Source organism: Knoellia sp. 3-2P3, assembly GCF_029223115.1.
Taxonomy (GTDB): Bacteria; Actinomycetota; Actinomycetes; order Actinomycetales; family Dermatophilaceae; genus Pedococcus_A.
In genome coordinates, this window is sequence record NZ_JARGZE010000006.1 from 82,522 (window position 1) to 103,450 (window position 20,929).

Consider the following 20,929-nt stretch of genomic DNA (forward strand, 5'->3'; position numbering starts at 1 on the left):
CGGTCAGCGCAGGCCGGTCGGACGCGCGAGCGCGAGCTGGATGAGCTCGTCGATGAGCTCCGGGTAGGACAGGCCCGACGCGGCCCACATCTGCGGGTACATCGAGTGCGGCGTGAAGCCCGGCATGGTGTTGATCTCGTTGACGACCACGTCGCCGCTGTCGGTGTAGAAGCAGTCGACCCGGGCCAGGCCCTCGCAGCCGAGCGCCTCGAACGCCGCGGCCGCCAGCCGGCGCACCTCGGCCGCCACCTCGTCGGGAACCTTGGCGGGGCAGCTGAGCGTGACGCCCTGCTCCTCGAGGTACTTGGCCTCGAAGTCGTAGAAGTCGTGGCCCCCGTCGCGGTCGACCTCGATCTCGCCGACCTCGGACGTGCGCGGCGGCTGGTGGTCTCGCCCCTGCAGCACCGCACACTCGATCTCGCGGCCGACGATCATCGCCTCGACGACGACCTTCGGGTCGTGCTCGCGGGCGGCCTCGATGGCGGCCTCGAGGTCCTGCGGGTCGGAGACCTTGCTGATCCCCATGCTCGAGCCGGCCCGGGCCGGCTTGACGAAGACCGGGAAGCCGAGCGAGGCGACGGCGTCCATGGCCGCCGCCTTGTCGCGCCGCCACTGGGAGTCGGTGACCACGGCATACGGGCCCACCGGGATGCCGGCGCCCTGGAAGACCACCTTCATGTAGTGCTTGTCCATCCCCGCGGCCGAGGCGAGCACCCCGGAGCCGACGTAGCGGATGTCGGCGAGCTCGAACAGGCCCTGGAGCGTGCCGTCCTCGCCGAACGGCCCGTGCAGCAGCGGGAAGACGACGTCGACCTCGCCGAGGCTGTGCGGCACCTCCCCCGGCTCCTGCACCGTGAGGGTCCGCTGCGTGCTGCCGAGCGGCACCACCACGCCGGCCTCGGTGGGCTGCACCTCGGGCGTGTGGCCGGCGGTCAGCTCGAGGTGGGACGGGTCGCCGTCCATGAGCACCCAGTGGCCGTCGCGGGCGATGCCGATGGGGATCACCTCGTAGGCGTCGCGGTCGATGGCGCGCATCACGCCGGCCGCGGTGGAGCACGACACGGCGTGCTCGGAGGAGCGGCCGCCGAACACGAGGGCGACCCGGGTCTTGCGGGGGGCGTCAGGCTGCGAGGTCATCGCCCGAGAGCGTATCGCCCACAGTGCGGCGTCCCCGACCCGGCGCGCGCGAGCGCGCCTAGTCTGGCCCGGTGACCGCGCAGAACCCAGAGCCGACGCCCGACCAGCTCGCTCCCGCCACCCGCCTCGTCGTGCTCGGCCGCCAGCACCGCCGGCCCGGCGCCGGGGTCAACGCGCCGCTGGAGCTGTCCTCCACCTACGTCGCCGACGGCCCCGTCAACTACGCCCGCGGGGGCAACCCCACCTGGTCGGCCTTCGAGGAGGCCCTCGGGTCGCTGGAGGGCGGCGAGGCGCTGGTCTTCGCCTCCGGCATGGCGGCCGTGGCTGCCGCCGTGAGCCTGGTGCCCCACGGCGGCACGGTGGTGGTGCCGGCCCACGCCTACAACGGCACGACCGCCCTGCTCGACGACCTCGCCGGGAGCGGCGCCGTGGTGGTGCGACGGCTGTATGCCGGCGAGGCCGGGTCGGTGGGCGACGTCATCGACGGTGCCGCGATGCTGTGGATCGAGTCGCCGACGAACCCGATGCTCGAGGTCTTCGACGTGGCGGCCCTGTGCGCCGCGGCCCGCGAGCGCGGTGTGCTGACCGTGTGCGACAACACCTTCGCCACCCCCCTGGTGCAGCAGCCGCTCGACCTCGGCGCCGACCTCGTCCTGCACTCGGTGACCAAGTACCTCGCCGGCCACTCCGACGTGGTGCTCGGCGCCCTCGTGACGCCCGGCACCGAGGCCGGCCGCCGGCTGCGGGACCGGCTCTCCCGGCACCGGCTGCTGCACGGGGCGATCGCGGGCCCGATGGAGACCTGGCTGGCGCTGCGCGGCCTGCGCACCCTGCACCTGCGCGTTGAGCGGGCCACCGCCAACGCCCGCGAGCTGGCGCGTCGCCTGGAGGGCCACCCGAGCCTGGAGCGGGTGCGCTACCCCGGGTTCGGGGCCATCGTCGCCGTCGAGGTCGCCGGTGGTGCCGAGGCAGCCGAGCGGGTCGCTGCCGCCACCCGTGTCTGGATGCACGCCACGAGCCTCGGCGGGGTCGAGTCGCAGGTGGAGCGTCGCCGGCGGCACCCCGCCGAGCCGGAGACGGTGCCCGAGGGCCTGCTGCGCCTGTCGGTGGGCGTCGAGGACGTGGAGGACCTCTGGCGCGACCTCGACCAGGCCCTGGCGACAGCGCTCTAGTCGAGCTCGGCCTTGCGCGCCCGCGAGAGCAGCGACTCGACCACCTGCTGCGGCGTGCGGCCCTCGTGCACGACGGCCGCCACCTGCTCGATGATCGGCACGTCGACGCCGTGCTCCCTGGCCAGCTGCAGGATGGAGTCGCACGACTTGACGCCTTCGGCCGTCTGCCGGGTGACGGCGACGACCTCCTTGACCGCCATGCCGCGACCGAGGTTGACCCCGAAGGTCCGGTTGCGTGACAGCGGTGACATGCACGTGGCGATGAGGTCGCCGACCCCCGCCAGGCCCGCGAAGGTCGCGGGGTCGCCGCCGAGGGCGACGCCGAGCCGGGTCGTCTCCGCCAGGCCTCGCGTGATGATGGTGGCCTTGGAGTTGTCGCCCATTCCCATGCCCTCGGCCATGCCCACGGCGAGGGCGATGACGTTCTTGACCGCACCGCCGAGCTCGGCGCCGACCACGTCGGTGTTGGTGTACGGGCGGAAGTAGGGCGCCGCACAGGCCTCGGCCACCCGCTCCGCGGTGTGGGCGTCGCTGCAGGCCACCACGCTCGCGGCCGGCTGCTTGAGGGCGATCTCCCGGGCCAGGTTCGGCCCCGAGACGACGACGATGCGCTCGGGCTCGACGCCCCCGACCTCGGCGATCACCTCGCTCATCCGCTTGGTGGTGCCGAGCTCGACACCCTTCATCAACGAGACGACCGCCGCCGTGCGCGGCAGCAGCGAGGCCCAGCCCTCGAGGTTCTGCCGCAGCGTCTGCGACGGCACGGCCAGCACCACGATGTCGGCGCCGTCGGCGGCCTCGGCGGGGTCGGTGGTCGCGGAGATGCCCTGCGGCAGGCGGATGCCCGGCAGGTAGGTGTCGTTGCTGCCGGCGTTGATCTGCTCGACCAGCTCGGGACGACGGCCCCACATGCGCACCTTGGTGCCGCTGTCGGCGAGCACCGCGGAGAACGCGGTGCCCCAGCTGCCGGTGCCGAACACTGCTGCCGTGGTCATCGCCGGTCCCCCTTCTTGTGGAAGTTGCCGGTGGGGGGCAGGCCGTGCCGGCGGCTGTCGAAGCGCACCGGCGGGGCCTTCTCGCCGCGCAGCTGCTCGAGCTGGACGGTGATGGCCGTCATGATCCGCTCGGTCGCCTCGCGCAGCACCTCGGCGCTCAGGGGTCGGTCGTAGAGGTCGGACAGGTCGACGGGCGGCCCCGCGAGCACGTGCATCGTCTTGCGCGGGAAGAGGCGGAGGCGCTTGGAGTAGGGCGCGAGGATCTCCTGCGGGCCCCACTGGGCCACGGGCACGACCGGGCACCGCGTCGCCAGCGCGATCCGCGCCGCACCGGTCTTGCCGACCATCGGCCACAGGTCGGGGTCACGGGTCAACGTGCCCTCGGGGTAGACGCCCACGCACTTGCCCTCCTCGACCGCCGCGACCGCGGAACGGAACGCGTCGACCGCCTGGCCGGTGTTGCGGTGGACGGGGATCTGCTGGGCGCCGCTCAGGATCGCTCCCACGACCGGCACCCGGAAGACCGACTCCTTGCCCAGGAAGAACGGCGACCGGCCGCTGTCGTAGAGGTAGTGCGCGAAGGCGAGCGGGTCGACGTGTGAGATGTGGTTCGGGGCCACGACGAAACCACCCGTCTCGGGAAGGTGCTCCCAGCCCCGCCAGTCCCTCTTGGTGAGGATCATCAGCAACGGCCGGATGATCGACACGGCCAGCCGGTACGCGAAAGGCAGGGGGCGTCTGCCGCTTGGGGTCACCACTACTCCACTCTTGACGGGGTCGAGACTGCATCCTCTCGGGTGAGGGGGTCGCTGTCGAGCAGCGCCCCCGCGCTTGGGACGATCGTGTCGATGAGTCCCGACCCAGCCCCCTCGTGGCGTCTCGTGGTCCCCGTCAAGGGTGGCGCCGGCGCCAAGTCGCGCCTGCAGCCGCCGAGGGGCGTGACCCGGGCGGCCCTGGCCTCGGCCATCGCACGCGACTGCCTCACGGCCGCGTGCGCGGCCCTTCCCGAGGGTCGGGTGCACGTCGTCACCTCCGACGACGCGGTGAGGTCGTATGCCGTGCGGCTCGGTGCCGCGGTCGTGACCGACCCCGGGCGCGGCCTGAACGAGGCGGTGCGGGCGGGCCTGCGCGCCGCCGTGGGCGATGCGGCGGACGGCGCCCGGTCGCTGGGCCCTGCCGCGGGTCCACGCCGCAGCGGTGGCCCGGTGCCCGTCGAGGGCGTGGGCGTGCTGCTCGGTGACCTGCCGGCCCTGCGCCCCTCGGACCTCGAGGAGGCGCTCACCGCGGCGGCCGCGCACCCTCGCGCCCTGGTGCCCGACGCGGACGGCACGGGCACGGTGCTCCTCACCGCGGTGGGGGCGCCGCTGGAGCCGGCGTTCGGCGCGGACTCGGCCGCCCGGCACGCTGCGGCGGGGCACCGCCGCCTCGACCTCGACCTGCCGCGGCTGCGCACGGACGTCGACGACGACGAGGCGCTGCGAGCCGCGCTCGCCCTGGGGGTCGGTCCCGCGACGCTCGCCGTCCTGGCGGGGACCGGCGCTACGCTGCCGGGCATGCAGGCCAGCGTGCACACGTTCGACGAGGCGACCGGCTCCGGCACCGCCCTGCTCGACGACGGCCGTGAGGTGGCCTTCACGGCAGAGGTCTTCGCCCGCAGCGCCCTGCGGCACCTGCGACCCGGGCAGCGGCTCAGCATCGACCTCGCCCGGGGGACGACCACCGTCGAGCGGCTCTGGATCGTCGGCATCGGCGACGACCAGCGCATCGGCTGAGCGCGGCTGCCGGGCCACACGGCGAGGGAGGCCGACACCCCGTGGGTGCCGGCCTCCCTCGCCGCTCTCGTCGGGCGCTGACCGCTGCGGGTCAGGCCTTCTTGGCGGCGCGCTTGGTCGTCGCCTTCTTGGCGGTGCTGGTCTTCTTCGCCGCGGTGCTGCGGGTGGCGGTCGCCTTCTTGGCCGGGGTGGCCTTCTTGGCGGGGGCCGTCTTCTTCGTGGTGGCGGCCTTCGTCGCCGGTGCCGACTTCTTGGCCGTCGTGGTCTTCTTCGCCGCCGCGGTGCGCGTCGTTGCCGCCTTCTTCGCCGGTGCGGCCTTGGTGGCGGTGGTCTTGCGGGCCGGAGCCGCCTTGGTGGCGGTGGCCTTCTTGGCCGTCGTGGTGGTCTTCTTGGCAGCAGCGGTGCGGGTGGTGGCCGCAGCCTTCTTCGCGGGAGCCGCCTTCTTGGCCGCGCCGGTGGTGGTCTTCTTGGCTGCACCCGTGGCGGTGGCGGCCGCACGGGTGGCGGTCCCGGCGGCGGCGCGCGCGCCGGCCACAGCGGCCTTCGGCAGCTTCTTCGGGTTGGCGACAACCTCCTTGAAGCCAGCGCCGGCCCGGAACTTCGGGACGTTGGTCTTCTTGATCTTCACCGTCTGGCCGGTGCGCGGGTTGCGGCCGGTGCGCGCAGCACGGGCCGACTTCTCGAAGGTGCCGAAGCCGGTGATGGCGACCTTGCCGCCCTTGGCGACCTCACGGATGATCACGTCGACGACGTGGGTCAGCGCGTCGTTGGCGGCCTTGCGGCTGCCCAGGCGCGACTCCAGCTCCTTGACCAGTTCTGCCTTGTTCACGTTGTCCCCTCCACAGGGTCCGGCGCCGGGCCACTGGCCCAGCGAAGGTGGTGAGCGGCCGGGCTGGAGCCCGACATGGTGCTGACGTTATGGCCCAAGCCCTCCGGCGTCCACCACTTCGGGACCCCGATCCATTGTGTCGCAACGGCATTCGTACCCATATCGGGGCCGTGGGAGGCCTCGCCGGGAGCCCTCAGCGACCGCCCCACGGCGTCCGAACGGACCTTGCAGGAATGTCGGCTCGCAGCGACCGCCATTGCGGCACAACACGATTGAGCCGTCACGAACCCATCACTGGGGTTCCTCCCGGAGACGGCAGGAGCCCCGGACGGCTTCACCAGCCGTCCGGGGCCCCTGTGCTGGGGCGTTCCCCAGAAAATTTCCGCAGACACGCCGCGGGAGTGGGGCTCAGGCCCCCGTGGTCGTGGGCTTGTAGGCCGGTCGGCGACCCTCGAAGTCGGTGACGTCCTGCTCGTGGCGCAGCGTCAGGCTGATGTCGTCGAGACCCTCGAGGAGGCGCCAGCGGGTGTAGTCGTCGACCTCGAAGGGGGCCACGATGTCACCGGCCGTGACGGTCCGGGAGACGAGGTCCACCGTCACCGAGGCGCCGGGGTCGTTCTCGAGGTACTTCCACAGCAGCTCGACGTCGTCCTGCGCCACCTGGGCGGTGAGCAGCCCCTGCTTGCCGCTGTTCCCTCGGAAGATGTCGGCGAACCGGCTGGCGATGACGACCCGGAAGCCGTAGTCCATCAGCGCCCAGACCGCGTGCTCGCGCGAGGACCCGGTGCCGAAGTCCGGTCCCGCGACGAGGACCGAGCCGGCGGCATACGCGTCGTGGTTCAGGACGAAGGTCTCGTCCTTGCGCCACGCGGCGAACAGGCCGTCCTCGAAGCCGGTGCGGGTCACCCGCTTCAGGTAGACCGCGGGGATGATCTGGTCGGTGTCGACGTTGCTGCGCCGCAGCGGGACGCCGATGCCGGTGTGGCTGGTGAAGCTGTCCATGGTCAGTTCCCTCCCTGGGCAGTGACGTCGACCAGGTCGGCCGGGCTGGACAGGGTGCCGCGCAGGGCGGTGGCCGCGGCCACGAGCGGGCTGACCAGGTGCGTGCGCCCACCCTTGCCCTGCCGTCCCTCGAAGTTGCGGTTGGAGGTCGAGGCGCTGCGCTCCCCCGGCGCCAGCTGGTCGGGGTTCATGCCCAGGCACATGGAGCAGCCGGGCAGGCGCCACTCGGCGCCGGCCTCGGTGAAGACCTTGTCCAGGCCCTCCTCCTCGGCCTGCAGGCGCACGCGGGCGGACCCGGGCACCACGAGCATGCGCACGCCGTCGGCGACCCGGCGCCCCTTGACGACCGAGGCGGCCGCTCGCAGGTCCTCGATGCGGCCGTTGGTGCACGAGCCGACGAAGACGGTGTCGACGCGGATGTCGCGCAGCGGGGTGCCGGCCGTCAGGCCCATGTACTCCAGCGCGCGGCGGGCAGCCGCCTTCTCGTTCTCGTCGGCCATCCGCTCGGGGTCGGGCACCGCCTCCGAGAGCGGGGCCCCCTGGCCGGGGTTGGTGCCCCAGGTGACGAACGGGGTCAGGGCGCCGGCGTCGAGGTCGACCACGGCGTCGAAGACGGCGTCGTCGTCGGTGCGCAGCTGCCGCCAGTCCTCGACGGCGGCGTCCCAGGCCGCGCCGGTGGGCGCGTGCTCGCGGCCCTTCAGGTAGTCGAAGGTCGTCTCGTCGGGGGCGATCATGCCGGCCCGGGCGCCGGCCTCGATGGACATGTTGCAGATGGTCATCCGCGACTCCATCGAGAGGCTGCGGATCGCGCTGCCGCGGTACTCCAGCACGTAGCCCTGGCCGCCGCCGGTGCCGATCTTGGCGATGACGGCGAGCACGACGTCCTTGGCGGTGACGCCCGGCTGCAGCTCGCCCTCGACGTTGATCGCCATGGTCTTGAACGGCTTGAGCGGCAGCGTCTGGGTGGCCAGCACGTGCTCGACCTCGGAGGTGCCGATGCCGAAGGCCAGCGCCCCGAACGCGCCGTGCGTCGAGGTGTGGCTGTCGCCGCAGACGATGGTCATGCCCGGCTGGGTCAGACCCCGCTGCGGGCCGACGACGTGGACGATGCCCTGCTCGGCGTCGCCCATCGGGAAGAGCCGGACGCCGAACTCCTCGCAGTTGCGGCGCAGCGTCTCGACCTGCGTGCGGCTGACGAGGTCGGTGATCGGGCCCGGAGTCGTCGGGACGTTGTGGTCCTCGGTGGCCAGGGTCAGGTCGGTGCGGCGGACCTTGCGGCCGGCCAGCCGGAGGCCGTCGAAGGCCTGCGGGCTGGTCACCTCGTGCAGCAGGTGGAGGTCGATGTACAGGAGGTCGGGCTCACCCTCGGCCCGCCGTACGACGTGGGCGTCCCACACCTTCTCCGCGAGCGTTCCTGACACGTTCCCTCCTCAGCCAGTGGTCTGGACCGACGCCCCTGCGCGTCGTTACCGGCAGGTTTTCACCGCCACACGGGTGCATGGATTTGCGTCTCAGGCAATGAGACGTCAATATCAATGCATGGACAACACTAGCGGGGTCGGCGTCCTCGACAAGGCAGCCGTCGTTCTCGGCGCCCTCGAGGCAGGGCCCTCCACCCTGGCGCAGCTCGTCACGGCCACCGGCCTGGCGCGTCCGACGGCCCACCGCCTGGCCGTCGCCCTCGAGCACCACCGTCTCGTCACGCGGGACATGCAGGGCCGCTTCGTGCTCGGCCCCCGGCTCGCGGAGCTCGCCGCGGCCGCAGGCGAGGACAAGCTCCTCGCCGCCGCCGGGCCCGTGCTCGGCGCCCTGCGTGACCACACCAACGAGAGCGCCCAGCTCTTCCGCCGCCAGGGCGACCACCGCATCTGTGTCTCGGCCGCCGAGCGCCCGGTCGGCCTGCGCGACTCGATCCCCGTGGGCGCGACCCTCTCGATGCTCGCCGGTTCCGCCGCCCAGGTGCTGCTCGCGTGGGAGGAGCCCGACCGGCTGCACCGCGGGCTGCACGGCGCCAAGTTCACCGCCACCACGCTCTCCGGCGTGCGACGCCGCGGCTGGGCGCAGAGCGTCGGCGAGCGCGAGGCCGGTGTCGCGTCGGTCTCGGCCCCGGTGCGTGGACCGTCGGGTCGCGTCGTGGCCGCCGTCTCGATCTCCGGGCCGATCGAGCGCCTCTCCCGCCAGCCCGGCCGCCTGCACGCGGCCACCGTGGTCGCCGGCGCCAACAAGCTCACCGAGGTGCTGGCGCGCCACGCCGCGCAGCAACAGCAGCAGAACGCCTGACCGCGACAGGCCGGCATGCCGCGTGGCCGGCCACGCTGCATACCGGCCTGTTCGTGACGCGCGCCATCGGCGGTGCGGACGGGACGTTGGACTCAGGCAGGGGCTCCTCCCCCGAGTGACGCTGGCTGCGTGACCGGGCTGCGCACCCCCTCGCGCGAGGGCACCCAGAACACCCGCTACCTCGACGCCCGCTGGTCGCGTGACCTGATGGCGCTGCCTGTCGTCCTGACGCGTCTGGGTCTCGGGCCACTGACGAGGCGCGTGTGGATGGTCGTGACCACCACCGGGCGGTCGAGTGGGCTCCCCCGGCACGTCGTCGTCTACCCGCACGTGGTCGAGGGACACACCTACCTCTGGTGCCCCTACGGCGGACGGGCCCAGTGGTACCGGAACCTCATCGCCGACCCGGTCGCCACCGTGCAGTGGCGTCGCGGCACGCAGACGGTCCGCGCCCTCCCCCTTGACGACGAGGCCGAGGCGATGCGGGTGCTGCGGGCACTGCGCCGTTTCGGCGGCTCCTTCTTCAGGGACTACCTCGCGTCGCAGGGATTGGCCGACGACGACGAGGAACTGGCCAGCGGCTGGCCGCGCCTGCACGTGCGGCGGCTGGAGCCCACCGACGAGCCGGGGCCAGCGCCGCTGAGAGCCGACCTGGCGTGGGTCTGGCTCGCCCCCGCCTCCGCCCTGGCCGCTGGGCTGCTGGCGCGGCGGCGACGGCACTGAGGCCGCCCGCCCCGGACATGCGAAGAGCCCCCGTCCGCTGGACGGGGGCTCTGGTCGCGTAGCCCCGACGGGATTCGAACCCGCGCTACCGCCTTGAGAGGGCGGCGTGCTAGGCCGCTACACAACGGGGCCCTAGCTGTTCTACCTGTTGGCTTCTCAGCGCTTCAGGCAGCGGAGAGAACCATACCTGCTGGTGTGGATTTCTCCGAATCGGCCTCTGGTCTCGCGACCGGAGGACACGCGCTGGGGTACCAGGACTCGAACCTAGACTAACTGAACCAGAATCAGTCGTGCTGCCAATTACACCATACCCCAAGGGGGTATCACTGCCGCTGGTCCCGGAGGACCCGGGCGGTGAACCGAGAGCAGACTCTACCGGCCCCACCGACGGTCCCCCAAATCGGGTCTTCGGGGGTCTGTCGAGAGTCAGCAGGTGGCACTGGCCTCCACGTCGAGGGCGCGGATGCGGGCGCACAGGGCCTTCATCAGGCACCGCCGCAGCGACGCGTGGCGGTCGATGAGGGGCCAGAAGGTCAGCGGCGAGACGGCGAAGGTCTCGAGCCCGTCCTCTCCCGCGGTGATCGTGGCCGACCGGCTTCCGCCGTCGATCACCGAGATCTCGCCGAAGTAGTCGCCCGGGCCGAGCGTACCGTCGCGCCGGACCCCACCCACGTCGACCGTCGCCGTGCCCTCGAGCACCACCTGGAGCCCGGAGTCGCTCTCCCCCTGCCGCACCACGGCGTGCCCGCCCGGGGTGCGGATGGTCGAGCCCGCCTCGACCAGCTCGAGGATGACCTCGTCCGGCAGCTCGGCGAACAGGTCGATGCCCTTGAGCATCTCCGGTAGCGCTGGGTGACCGTGCGCCATGGCAGCCCTCCCTGTGCCGCACCGGGGTGCGCACATCGATCGGTGGTGCTGCCCAGTGTGGTGGGGTGCCTACAGCCGTGGATCGCCCAAAAGCAGTAGGTGCCCCGCCCGGTGACGGGCGGGGCACCTGCGTGCAGACGCGTCAGACGAGCTCGTCGTGGAGGCGCTGCAGCCGGTTGAGCGTCGAGGTCTTCCCGAGGATCTCCATGGACTCGAAGAGCGGCGGCGAGATGCGCTGGCCGGAGACGGCGGTGCGCAGCGGGCCGAACGCGAACTTCGGCTTGATGCCCAAGCCGTCGACGATCGCCTCGCGCAGCGCGGCCTCGATGGCAGGGGCGTTCCAGCCGCGCTCGGAGCCGAGCACGCCGGTGCCGGTGTCGTCGACGTCGCCCAGCACCCGCAGGGCCGTGGCGAGCACCACCTGGGCGTTCTCCTTGAGCTGGGCCCGCGCGTCGTCGGCGATCTCGAGGGCGTCGTCGGCGACGTAGAAGGGGGCCACGAGGGCGGTCGCCTCGGACAGCAGCGCCATGCGGGTCTGGATGAGCTCGGTGACGGCCTTCAGCCGGGCCAGCTCCCCCAGGCTCGGGTTGCCCGACAGCACCCCGTCGCGCTCGAGGAAGGGCAGCAGCCGGCTGGCGAGGTCACCCACCTCGAGCTCACGGATGTAGACGCCGTTGAGCCACTCGAGCTTCTTGAGGTCGAAGATCGGGCCGACGGGGTTGACCTTGGCCCAGTCGAAGTCCTTGGAGAAGTCGGCGAAGGAGAAGACCTCCACGTCGTTGCCCTCGGCGTCCTGCTTCGGCGGGTACGCCAGCAGCGCCAGGAAGTTCACCAGCGCCTCGGGCAGGTAGCCCTGCTCCTGGAACCACGTCAGCCGGGCCGCGGGGTTCTTGCGCTTCGAGATCTTGGACTTGTCGTTGTTGCGCAGCAGCGGCATGTGGGCGAACTTCGGCGCCTCGAGCCCCAGCCAGCGGTAGAGCAGCACGTGCTTGGGCGTGCTGGAGATCCACTCCTCACCGCGCACGACGTGGGTGATGCCCATCTCGTGGTCGTCCACCACGACGGCCAGGTGGTAGGTGGGGAAGCCGTCGGCCTTCAGGACGACCTGGTCGTCGGGCCTGGGGGCCGAGACCCGGCCGCGGATCAGGTCGTCGAAGTGCAGCTCGACGTCGTCGGGGACGAGCATGCGCACGACGGGGGTCTCGTTGAAGCCGGGCAGGGTGGCCCGCTCCTCGCGGGTCTTGCCGTGGCAGAGCCGGTCGTAGCCGGTGGGCAGCTTGAGCTTCTGCTGCTTGTCGCGCATCTCCGCGAGGCGTGCCGGGGAGCACCAGCAGTGGTAGGCGTGGCCCTCGGCCAGCAGCCTCTCGACGTAGGGCTTGTAGGTGTCGAGACGCTCCGACTGGCGGTAGGGGGCGTAGGGGCCGCCGACGTCCGGGCCCTCGTCCCAGCTCAGGCCCAGCCAGTGCAGCGTGTCGAAGACCTGCTGCTCGCTGTCGGCGCGGAAGCGCGCCCGGTCGGTGTCCTCGATGCGGAGGACGAACGAGCCGCCCTGCTGGCGCGCGAACGCGAGGTTGAACAAGGACATGTAGGCCGTGCCGACATGGGGGTCGCCGGTCGGCGAGGGGGCGACGCGCAGGCGGACGGGGGCGGAGGACGTTTCGCTCATGGTGGGTCCGATTCTAGGGGCGGCCCGGGCTGCCCCCTGCCTGCCCACTGGCGGGCGCCCCGCGCCCTGCCCCTCAGTCCTTGGCGACGAACGGGTTGGAGAGCACTCCGATGCCGTTGATCTCGACCTCGACGCGCTGGCCCGCCACCACCGGGCCGACCCCGGCCGGCGTGCCGGTCAGGATCACGTCACCGGGCAGGAGGGTGAACGCCTTCGAGGCGTGCGAGACCAGGGCCGCCACGTCGTGGACCATGTCCGCGGTCGAGCCGTCCTGCACCACCTCGCCGTCGCGGCGGGTGACCAGCGAGAGGTCGCTGGTGTCGAGGTCGGTCTCGATCCACGGCCCGAGGGGGCAGAAGGTGTCCATGCCCTTGGCCCGGGCCCACTGCCCGTCGCCGCGCTGGAGGTCGCGGGCGGTGACGTCGTTGGCGCACGTGAAGCCGAACACGACCTTGCCGACGTCCTGCGGCTCGACGTCCTTGCAGACGCGGCCGATGACGACGGCCAGCTCGCCCTCGTAGTGGACCTCGGAGGTCAGCGGCGGGATCACCACGGGCTCGCCGGGGCCGACCACCGCGGTGTTGGGGATCAGGAACATCATCGGCTCGGCGGGCGCCTCACCGCCCATCTCCCTGGCGTGGTCGGCGTAGTTCCTGCCGATGCCGATGACCTTGCTGCGCGGGATGACCGGGGCCAGGAGCCGCACGTCGGCGACCTCGTGGGTCGCGCCGGTCAGCTCGATCTTGGTGTAGAGCGGGTCGCCGGTGATCTCGGCGATCTTCTCGCCCGCCCCGTCGACCAGCCCGAACACCGGGTCGTCACCTGTCGTGAACCTCGCGATACGCACGAGGAGAGCCTAACGAGGCCTCCCGCCGCCCGCGCACGACGCCCTGCGGCACGGCATACCCTTGGTGCCCGTGTCCGTGCGCGTGATGACCAGGAGCGAGTGGGAGGCCGCCGAGGCCGCCCACCACGCCCGCGTCGACGCCGCGACGGCCGCGCACCTGCGGCGGCGCGAGGACGGGCGCAGGCACCCCGTCGAGGACTTCCTGTTCACCTACTACTCGCACCGCCCGGCGCAGCTGCGGCGCTGGCACCCGGGTCCGGGTGTGCTGCTCGAGGGCGCAGCCGGGCTCCCGCGCGCCGCGTGGAGGCACTACCGGGTCGAGGGTGACGGGGTCGTGCTGCGGACGGCATCGTTCGTCGAGGCCCGTTGGGAGACAGTGGACTTCACCACGAACCTGCTGCGCGCCACCCATGGACGGCAGGCCCAGTTCGGCTGCTTCGGGCTGCACGAGTGGGCGATGGTCTACCGGCTCGGCGAGGACGAGGTGCGGCACGCCGGGTGGCCGCTGCGGCTGGGCCGCACGGGCACCGACGAGGTCGTCGAGGCGCACCAGATCCGCTGCTCGCACTACGACGCGTTCCGCTTCTACACCCCGCCGGCGCGGTCGCTGAACCTCCTCCAGCCCACCCGTGCGACCCAGCCCGACCTCGAGCAGCCCGGTTGTCTCCATGCCGGCATGGACCTCTACAAGTGGGCCTACAAGCTCTCCCCCGCGGTCCCGAGCGACCTCGTCATGGACTGCTTCGACCTCGCCCGCGACATCCGCGAGCTCGACATGCGCGCCTCGCCCTACGACCTGCGCGAGCTCGGCTACGAGCCCGTGCCGATCGAGACCCCTCAGGGCAAGGCCGCGTATGCCGCCGCGCAGCGCGGCTTCGCTGCCCGGGGACAGGCTCTGCGCGCACGCCTGCTCGACGCCCTGGACGAGCTGGGGCAGGCTGCGCGGCCCGCGCTCAGCGGACCGGCACGCCGGCCCTGACCAGGCCGTAGGTGACGCCCTCGACCAGCGCGTGCCACGAGGCCTCGACGATGTTGCCGGCCACCCCGACGGTCTCCCACGACGTCTGGCCGTCCGAGGTCTCGATGAGCACGCGGGTGACCGCGTCCGTTCCGTGGGCGGCATCGAGGATGCGCACCCGGAAGTCGATCAGCTCGAGCTTGTCGAGCTCGGGGTAGGCCGGCGAGAGTGCCTGGCGCAGCGCGTGGTCGAGGGCGTTGACCGGACCGTTTCCCTCCCCGGTCGCGACGACCCGGTTGCCGCCCGCGACCACCTTCACCGTCGCCTCCGAGAGGGCGCTGTCGTCGCCGCGGGCGTCGGTGATGACGCGCCACGACTCCACCTCGAAGTACTCGTGGGCCTCCTCGCCCTCGACCTCCCTGCGCAGCAGCAGCTCGAAGGAGGCGTCGGCGGCGTCGAAGGTGTAGCCGCGCAGCTCGAGGTCCTTGACCTTGGCGAGCACCCGGGTGAGCAGCTCGTCGTCGCCGGCGAGGTCGAAGCCGAGCTCGCGGCCCTTCAGCTCGATGCTGGCCCGACCCGCCATGTCGGAGACGAGCATGCGCATGTCGTTGCCGACGCGCGTGGGGTCGGTGTGCTGGTAGAGGTCGGGGTCGACCTTGATGGCGCTCGCGTGCAGGCCGGCCTTGTGCGCGAACGCGCTGGCGCCGACGTAGGGCTGGCGGCTGTAGGGCGGGACGTTGGTGATCTCGCTGATGGCGTGGGCGATCCGCGTGGCCTCGCGCAGCCGCGGCTCCTCGAGGAGCGGCAGCCCCCGCTTGATCTGCAGGTTGCTGACGACGGTGAGCAGGTCGGCGTTGCCGGTGCGCTCGCCGTAGCCGTTGATGGTGCCCTGCACGTGGGTCGCGCCGGCGTCGACGGCAGCCATCGAGTTGGCCACCGCGCAGCCGGTGTCGTTGTGGCAGTGGATGCCCAGGCGCGCGGAGGTCGTGTCGAGCACGTCGGCGACGACGTCGGCGACCTCGTTGGGCAGCATGCCGCCGTTGGTGTCGCACAGCGCCACGACCTCCGCACCGGCCTCCACCGCCGCCCGCACGGCCTCGAGCGCGTAGGCGCGGTCCGCGGCATACCCGTCGAAGAAGTGCTCGGCGTCGAGGAAGACGCGGCGCCCCTCTCCCCTGAGGAAGGAGACGGTGTCGCGGATCATCTCGAGGTTCTCGCCGAGGGTGGTGCGCAGCGCCCGCTCGACGTGGCCGGCGTGCGACTTGGCGACGAGCGTGACGACGGGCGCGCCGGAGTCGACGAGGGCGCGCACGAGCGGGTCGTCAGCGGCCCGCCCGCCCGCGCGCCTCGTCGCCCCGAACGCGGCGAGGGTGGCGTTGCGCAGCTGGAGCTCCTGCTGCGCCCGGGCGAAGAACTCGGTGTCCTTGGGGTTCGCGCCCGGCCAGCCGCCCTCGATGTAGCCGACGCCGAGCTCGTCGAGGTGTGCCGCGATGGCGAGCTTGTCGGACACGGAGAGGTTCAGCCCCTCCTGCTGCGCACCGTCGCGCAGGGTGGTGTCGTAGACGTGCAGGTCGCTCATCGCAGTTCCTCGTTGGTGTCGTGTCGATGGTCGCGCGGTGGTGATGGTGCTGGTGGTGATGGTGCTGGTGCTGGTGCTGGTGCTGGTGCTGGTGGTCCTCCGCCGGGCCCTGCCGGCCCGGGGTGCGTCCGACAAAGCAAAAGACCCCCCGGGTGTGGGAGGTCTGCGCGACGAGGAGGGCTCGTCGCGCTAGTCGATAATCACCGTGGCGGTGGCCACGTTCCAGGACGTCACGGGAGAACTGTCGCACGGTGCGCCCGGGATCCGAACCCCTCGTCCGCCATCTGGTCAGACGACCGCCTCCGTCTGTCCGCAAGGTTCGCCCAACCTTTCGATGGTGGGCGAAGGTTCTGCCAGGAATGAAAGGTTGCAGCTTCACCCTGTGGAAGGTTCGCCCAACCTTTGGATCGTGGCCGAAGGTTCGGCCTGGATCGAAAGGTTGGGCGAAGGTTTCGGGGAAGGGTGCGCGAGCCTCCTCAGACGAGGCGGTGCATCCAGCCGTGGGTGTCCTCGGCGCGGCCGTACTGGATGTCGAGCAGGGCGGAGCGGATCCGGGCGGTCACGCTGCCGACCTCGTTGCCGTGGATGACAACCTCCCCGCCGTCCCAGGCGAGCCGGCCGACCGGGGTGACGACCGCGGCGGTTCCGCAGGCGAACACCTCGGCGATCTCTCCCGAGGCCGCACCCTCGCGCCACTCGTCGATCGAGATGCGGCGCTCGCTGACGTCGTGGCCGAGCTCCTTGGCCAGCTCGACGATCGAGTCGCGGGTGATGCCCTCGAGGATGGTGCCGGTCAGCTCGGGCGTGACGATGCTGCCGTCCTTGCGCACGAAGAACAGGTTCATGCCGCCGAGCTCCTCGACCCACTTGTGCTCGAGGCCGTCGAGGAAGACCACCTGGTCGCAGTGGTGCTCCGCGGCCTCGACCTGGGCAGCGAGGCTGGCGGCGTAGTTGCCGCCGCACTTCGCCGCGCCGGTGCCGCCGGGAGCCGCCCGGACGTACTCGTTCGAGACCCAGATGCTCACCGGCTTCAGGCCGCCGCTGAAGTAGGGGCCCGCCGGGGAGGCGATGACGCTGTAGGTGACCCTGGCAGCCGGTCGCACACCGAGGAACGCCTCGGAGGCGAACATGAACGGGCGCAGGTAGAGGCTGGCCTCACCGTGCTCGGTGCCCGGCACCCACGCCTGGTCGACGTCGACGAGCGCGCGCAGCGACTCGACGAACGCCGCGGCCGGCAGCTCGGGCAAGGCCAGGCGGCGGGCGCTGCGGGCGAACCGCGCGGCGTTCTGGTCGGGGCGGAAGGTCCAGATCGACCCGTCGGCGTGCCGGTAGGCCTTCATGCCCTCGAAGATCTCCTGCGCGTAGTGCAGGACGGCCGCCGACGGCTCGAGGGTGAGGGGCCCGTATGCCGTGACGCGGGCGTCGTGCCACCCCTCGCCGGGCGTCCACGTGGCCAGGACCATGTGGTCGGTGAAGGTCTTGCCGAAGCCGGGGTTGGCGAGCACCGCCTCGCGCTGCTCGTCGGGCAGCGGGTCCGTGCGCCGCTCGATGGCGAACTCGAGGGTGGGCTCGGACAGTGCCGGGGCCTCGGTCATCAGTGCCTCCAAACGTCTTGCACGACTCGGCGTCGGGTGTTGCCTGCAGGCTACCGCTGCCCCCGCCGGGTCAGGCCGGTGGTCGGCCGCCAGGGACTGCCTACAGGCGGGCGGCGATGGCGTCGCCGATCTCGGTGGTGCTGCGCTCCGCAGTGCCGCGCTCGGCGAGGTCGGCCGCCACGGCGCGCTCCACGCGCTGGGCCTCCTCGGTGCGGCCGAGGTGCTCGAGCAGCATCGACACCGACAGGATCGTCGCCGTCGGGTCGGCCTTGCCCTGCCCCGCGATGTCGGGCGCCGACCCGTGCACCGGCTCGAACATGCTCGGCGTGGTGCGCTCGGGGTTGATGTTGCCGCTGGCGGCCAGGCCGATGCCCCCGGCGATGGCGGCGGCGATGTCGGTGATGATGTCCCCGAAGAGGTTGTCGGTGACGATGACGTCGAACCGCCCCGGGTCGGTGGTCAGGAAGATGGTGGCGGCGTCGACGTGCAGGTAGTCGGTGCTCACCTGCGGGAACTCGGCGCCCACCTCCTCGACCGTGCGGCGCCACAGGTGTCCGGCGTGGGTGAGGACGTTGTGCTTGTGCACCAGGGTCAGGTGCCGCCGCTCGCGACCGGCCGCCCGGGCGAACGCGTCGCGCACCACACGCTCCACCCCGAAGCGGGTGTTGACGCTGACCTCGGTGGCGATCTCGTGGGGCGTCCCGACGCGCAGCCCTCCACCGTTGCCGACGTAGGGGCCCTCGGTGCCCTCGCGGACGACGACGAAGTCGATGCCGTTGGGCGCCACCCGGTCGACGGCCAGCGGGCTGGTGGCGCCGGCGTAGAGCCTCGCAGGGCGCAGGTTCACGTAGTGGTCGAGGGCGAACCGCAGCGGCAGCAGCACCCCCCGCTCGAGCACTCCGCTCGGCACGGTCGGGTCGCCGATCGCGCCGAGCAGGATCGCGTCGTGGCCGCGCAGCTCCTCGAGCACCGAGTCGGGCAGGGTCTCGCCGGTGGCGTGCCAGCGGCGGGCGCCGAGGTCGTAGTCGGTGGTGCTGACCTTCGGCCCAGCAGCCCCGGTCACTGCCGACAGCACCTTGAGGCCCTCGCCCACGACCTCCGGCCCGATACCGTCGCCGCCGATGACGGCGATGTTCACGGAGTCTGCGGAGGGGGCGTCTGTGACCATGGCCCCACGATAGAGACGGTCTTGCACTCTGATATCCACGTCTCACATGACGAACGGCCCCAGCGGCAGCTGCCGTGGGGCCGTTCCGTCATGGGGCCGACGTCAGTCGTCGGTGTGTCCCTGCTCGCGCAGGTCCATGGACTCCTGCAGTGCCTGGCGTGCCTTCTTGGCCTCTTCGCTCATCGAAATCAGTCCTTTGCGGTTTTCCCCTGTGTCGCAAGGGAAGTGAAGTGGGTGGGAGTTCTGCGGGGCCGCCTCCCGGATCCGGGGCGGCCTGCCAGCCGAGCAACGCGGGATCTCCGCGGCGAGGGGGCTGGCTACCGGAACTCGCCGCGGCGGTGAATGAGTACGACCTGCCGCGTCATGCCTTCGAGGGTACGAGGACGTCCAACTATCCGATACCGCTTTCCCACTCAGTGAGACGAGGGTCTCACGTCACGGCCCCTCCCTGCCCGGCCGCAGACAGCGGTATGCCGCGTGCGCGAGGTGCGCACGCGGCATACCGGAAGCGGGCGGGGACCGCCGCGGGACGTCAGCCGTCGAGGTCGACCACGCGGACCTCGGCGTCGATCTCGGCGGCGATGGCGTGGACGACGTCGCTGGGGATGGCACTGTCGACGGTGAGGGCGACCAGGGCGCGGCCACCCTTCTCGTCACGGGCCACCTGCATGCCGCCGATGTTGACGTCGGCCTCGCCGAGCAGGCGGCCGACGGCGCCGACGATGCCCGGGCGGTCGCGGTAGGTGAAGAAGGCCATGTGCTCCGACAGGGGAACCTCGAGGTCGAAGCCGTTGATGCCCACGATCTTCTCGACCATGCGGGGGCCGGTCAGCGTGCCGGCGACGCTGACGATCGTGCCGTCGGCGAGCGTCCCGCGCAGGGTGGTGACGTTGCGGAAGTCCTGCGAGGCCGGGTCGGTGAGCAGGCGCGCCTCGACCCCGCGCTGCTCGGCCAGCAGGGGGGCGTTGACGTAGGTGACCGGGTCCTCGGTGAGGTCGGTGAACAGGCCCTTGAGCGCCGAGAGCTTCCAGACGCTGACATCGTGCTCGGTGATCTCGCCGCGCACGTCGACATCGAGCTGCACCGGCACGGCACCTGCCACCGCGGTGAAGATGCGGCCGAGCTTCTCGACGAGCGCGATGCCGGGACGCACCTCCTCGGCGATGGCGCCGCCGGACACGTTGACCGCGTCGGGCACGAGGTCACCGCCCAGCGCGAGTCGCACCGACTTGGCGACCGCGACGCCTGCCTTCTCCTGGGCCTCCTCCGTCGAGGCACCGAGGTGCGGGGTGACCACGACGGACTCGAACTCGAACAGCGGGCTCTCGGTGGTCGGCTCCTTGGCGAAGACGTCGATGCCGGCGCCGGCCACGCGCCCCTCGCGCAGGGCTTCGGCGAGGGCCTCCTCGTCGACGATGCCGCCACGGGCAGCGTTGATGACGCGCACCGTCGGCTTGACCTTGGTCAGCGCCTCCTTGCCGATGAGGCCGACCGTCTCCGGGGTCTTCGGCAGGTGGACGGTGATGAAGTCGCTCTGCTCGAGCAGCTCGTCGAGGCTCACGAGGTGCGCGCCGAGCTGGCCCGCCTTCTGCGCCGAGACGTAGGGGTCGTAGGCCAGGACGTGCATGCCGAAACCCTTGAGGCGCTCGGCGACCAGCTGGCCGATGCGCCCGAAGCCGACGACGCCGACCTTCTTGTCGAGCAGCTCGACGCCGCCGTACTTGCTGCGCTTCCACGCGCCGTTCTTGAGGGCCTCGTTGGCCGGGGCGATGTTGCGCGCCGTGGCGAGCAGCAGGCCGACGGCGAGCTCGGCGGCCGAGGTGATGTTGGACGTCGGGGCGTTGACGACCATGACACCTGCCTGGGTGGCCGCGGGCACGTCCACGTTGTCGAGGCCGACGCCGGCGCGCGCGATCACCTTGAGGTTCTTGGCGGCAGCGATCGCCTCGGCGTCCATCTTGGTCGCGGACCGCACGAGCACCGCGTCGACCTCGGCCAGGGCCGGCAGGAGCTCGTCGCGGTTCGCACCGTCGCAGTGGCGGATCTCGAAGTCCGGGCCGAGGGCGTCGATGGTGGCGGGCGAGAGTTCCTCGGCGATCAGCACGATGGGCTTGGTCACGTGTCAGTCCTTCGTCGGTGGAGTCACGGGGAGGGGTCGCGGTCCCCGCACTGCGTCAACAGGTGCCCGGCACGGCGCCGGCGCACCGGGTGGAGCGGGCTTGCGGGGCACCGCGCTGTGCCCCGGCCAGCATACGACCGCGCTCACCATGTGGATGGGCGGTCCCGCCATGTGGTCGCCTCCCGGCAGCAACCTCTGCTAGCAGGGGTTGCTGCCGGGT

19 protein-coding genes and 2 tRNA genes are annotated in these 20,929 nt (G+C 71.9%); 6 read left to right on the plus strand and 15 right to left on the minus strand.

Going from position 1 to position 20,929, the window contains the following annotated elements; genetic code table 11:
* Positions 1 to 3: 3 nt before the first annotated feature.
* Positions 4 to 1,152 (minus strand): D-alanine--D-alanine ligase family protein, encoded by a 1,149-nt coding sequence (locus tag P0Y31_RS16720; RefSeq protein ID WP_275871701.1) that lies wholly within the window; start codon positions 1,150 to 1,152, stop codon positions 4 to 6.
* A 56-nt stretch (positions 1,153 to 1,208) separates the two neighbouring features.
* On the opposite strand from P0Y31_RS16720, the gene P0Y31_RS16725 reads away from it, so the two are divergent.
* Positions 1,209 to 2,309, plus strand: a complete 1,101-nt coding sequence (locus P0Y31_RS16725; protein ID WP_275871443.1) for a PLP-dependent transferase — start codon at positions 1,209 to 1,211, stop codon at positions 2,307 to 2,309.
* Here the strand turns inward: P0Y31_RS16725 and P0Y31_RS16730 are convergent.
* Positions 2,306 to 3,304 carry an NAD(P)H-dependent glycerol-3-phosphate dehydrogenase gene (locus tag P0Y31_RS16730; RefSeq protein WP_275871445.1) on the minus strand — a complete coding sequence of 333 codons (999 nt, stop codon included), beginning with the start codon at positions 3,302 to 3,304 and terminating at the stop codon, positions 2,306 to 2,308. The two genes, P0Y31_RS16725 and P0Y31_RS16730, sit on opposite strands and share 4 nt — an antisense overlap.
* Complete coding sequence (locus tag P0Y31_RS16735; protein ID WP_345803647.1) at positions 3,301 to 4,011, minus strand: lysophospholipid acyltransferase family protein; 711 nt, start codon at positions 4,009 to 4,011, stop codon at positions 3,301 to 3,303. Before P0Y31_RS16735 ends, P0Y31_RS16730 begins: the two co-directional genes overlap by 4 nt.
* A gap of 141 nt (positions 4,012 to 4,152) precedes the next feature.
* Between P0Y31_RS16735 and P0Y31_RS16740 the strand changes: the two genes are divergently transcribed.
* A complete protein-coding gene (locus tag P0Y31_RS16740; RefSeq protein ID WP_275871447.1) occupies positions 4,153 to 5,076 on the plus strand; it encodes an NTP transferase domain-containing protein in 924 nt (307 codons plus the stop codon).
* Between the two features lie 91 nt (positions 5,077 to 5,167).
* Here the strand turns inward: P0Y31_RS16740 and P0Y31_RS16745 are convergent, their stop codons facing one another.
* From P0Y31_RS16745 to leuC, 3 genes are all read right to left on the minus strand, one after another.
* Positions 5,168 to 5,905 carry an HU family DNA-binding protein gene (locus P0Y31_RS16745; RefSeq protein ID WP_275871449.1) on the minus strand — a complete coding sequence of 246 codons (738 nt, stop codon included), beginning with the start codon at positions 5,903 to 5,905 and terminating at the stop codon, positions 5,168 to 5,170.
* Positions 5,906 to 6,313: 408 nt separating this feature from the next.
* On the minus strand, positions 6,314 to 6,907 hold the full coding sequence (gene leuD, locus P0Y31_RS16750; protein WP_275871452.1) for a 3-isopropylmalate dehydratase small subunit: 594 nt from the start codon (positions 6,905 to 6,907) through the stop codon (positions 6,314 to 6,316).
* Positions 6,908 to 6,909: 2 nt separating this feature from the next.
* Positions 6,910 to 8,328, minus strand: a complete 1,419-nt coding sequence (gene leuC / locus P0Y31_RS16755; RefSeq protein WP_275871454.1) for a 3-isopropylmalate dehydratase large subunit — start codon at positions 8,326 to 8,328, stop codon at positions 6,910 to 6,912.
* Between the two features lie 118 nt (positions 8,329 to 8,446).
* On the opposite strand from leuC, the gene P0Y31_RS16760 reads away from it, so the two are divergent.
* Positions 8,447 to 9,187 (plus strand): IclR family transcriptional regulator, encoded by a 741-nt coding sequence (locus P0Y31_RS16760; protein ID WP_275804187.1) that lies wholly within the window; start codon positions 8,447 to 8,449, stop codon positions 9,185 to 9,187.
* Between the two features lie 129 nt (positions 9,188 to 9,316).
* Entirely contained in the window at positions 9,317 to 9,910 is a 594-nt protein-coding gene (locus P0Y31_RS16765; RefSeq protein WP_275871456.1) for a nitroreductase/quinone reductase family protein, read from the plus strand.
* Between the two features lie 59 nt (positions 9,911 to 9,969).
* Here the strand turns inward: P0Y31_RS16765 and P0Y31_RS16770 are convergent.
* From P0Y31_RS16770 to P0Y31_RS16790, 5 genes are all read right to left on the minus strand, one after another.
* Positions 9,970 to 10,042: transfer RNA gene (locus P0Y31_RS16770), tRNA-Glu, on the minus strand.
* A gap of 111 nt (positions 10,043 to 10,153) precedes the next feature.
* A tRNA-Gln gene (locus P0Y31_RS16775) sits at positions 10,154 to 10,225 on the minus strand.
* A gap of 111 nt (positions 10,226 to 10,336) precedes the next feature.
* Positions 10,337 to 10,777, minus strand: coding sequence for a cyclic nucleotide-binding domain-containing protein (locus P0Y31_RS16780; RefSeq protein ID WP_275871459.1), 441 nt, complete (start codon positions 10,775 to 10,777; stop codon positions 10,337 to 10,339).
* A 142-nt stretch (positions 10,778 to 10,919) separates the two neighbouring features.
* Positions 10,920 to 12,443, minus strand: coding sequence for a glutamate--tRNA ligase (gene gltX, locus P0Y31_RS16785; protein ID WP_275871462.1), 1,524 nt, complete (start codon positions 12,441 to 12,443; stop codon positions 10,920 to 10,922).
* 73 nt (positions 12,444 to 12,516) lie between these two features.
* Positions 12,517 to 13,290 (minus strand): fumarylacetoacetate hydrolase family protein, encoded by a 774-nt coding sequence (locus P0Y31_RS16790; protein ID WP_275871464.1) that lies wholly within the window; start codon positions 13,288 to 13,290, stop codon positions 12,517 to 12,519.
* Between the two features lie 76 nt (positions 13,291 to 13,366).
* On the opposite strand from P0Y31_RS16790, the gene P0Y31_RS16795 reads away from it, so the two are divergent.
* Complete coding sequence (locus tag P0Y31_RS16795) at positions 13,367 to 14,269, plus strand: 3-methyladenine DNA glycosylase (protein ID WP_275871705.1); 903 nt, start codon at positions 13,367 to 13,369, stop codon at positions 14,267 to 14,269.
* Here P0Y31_RS16795 and cimA read toward each other — a convergent pair.
* Positions 14,244 to 15,827, minus strand: a complete 1,584-nt coding sequence (gene cimA / locus P0Y31_RS16800) for a citramalate synthase (RefSeq protein WP_275871467.1) — start codon at positions 15,825 to 15,827, stop codon at positions 14,244 to 14,246. The genes P0Y31_RS16795 and cimA overlap by 26 nt on opposite strands.
* A gap of 37 nt (positions 15,828 to 15,864) precedes the next feature.
* On the opposite strand from cimA, the gene P0Y31_RS16805 reads away from it, so the two are divergent.
* On the plus strand, positions 15,865 to 16,020 hold the full coding sequence (locus tag P0Y31_RS16805; protein WP_275871469.1) for a hypothetical protein: 156 nt from the start codon (positions 15,865 to 15,867) through the stop codon (positions 16,018 to 16,020).
* A gap of 283 nt (positions 16,021 to 16,303) precedes the next feature.
* Here the strand turns inward: P0Y31_RS16805 and P0Y31_RS16810 are convergent, their stop codons facing one another.
* The 3 genes from P0Y31_RS16810 to serA form a co-directional block, all read right to left on the minus strand.
* On the minus strand, positions 16,304 to 17,422 hold the full coding sequence (locus P0Y31_RS16810; protein ID WP_275871472.1) for a branched-chain amino acid aminotransferase: 1,119 nt from the start codon (positions 17,420 to 17,422) through the stop codon (positions 16,304 to 16,306).
* 100 nt (positions 17,423 to 17,522) lie between these two features.
* Positions 17,523 to 18,590, minus strand: a complete 1,068-nt coding sequence (locus tag P0Y31_RS16815) for a 3-isopropylmalate dehydrogenase (RefSeq protein ID WP_275871474.1) — start codon at positions 18,588 to 18,590, stop codon at positions 17,523 to 17,525.
* Positions 18,591 to 19,122: 532 nt separating this feature from the next.
* On the minus strand, positions 19,123 to 20,709 hold the full coding sequence (gene serA, locus P0Y31_RS16820) for a phosphoglycerate dehydrogenase (RefSeq protein ID WP_275871477.1): 1,587 nt from the start codon (positions 20,707 to 20,709) through the stop codon (positions 19,123 to 19,125).
* Positions 20,710 to 20,929 lie beyond the last annotated feature (220 nt).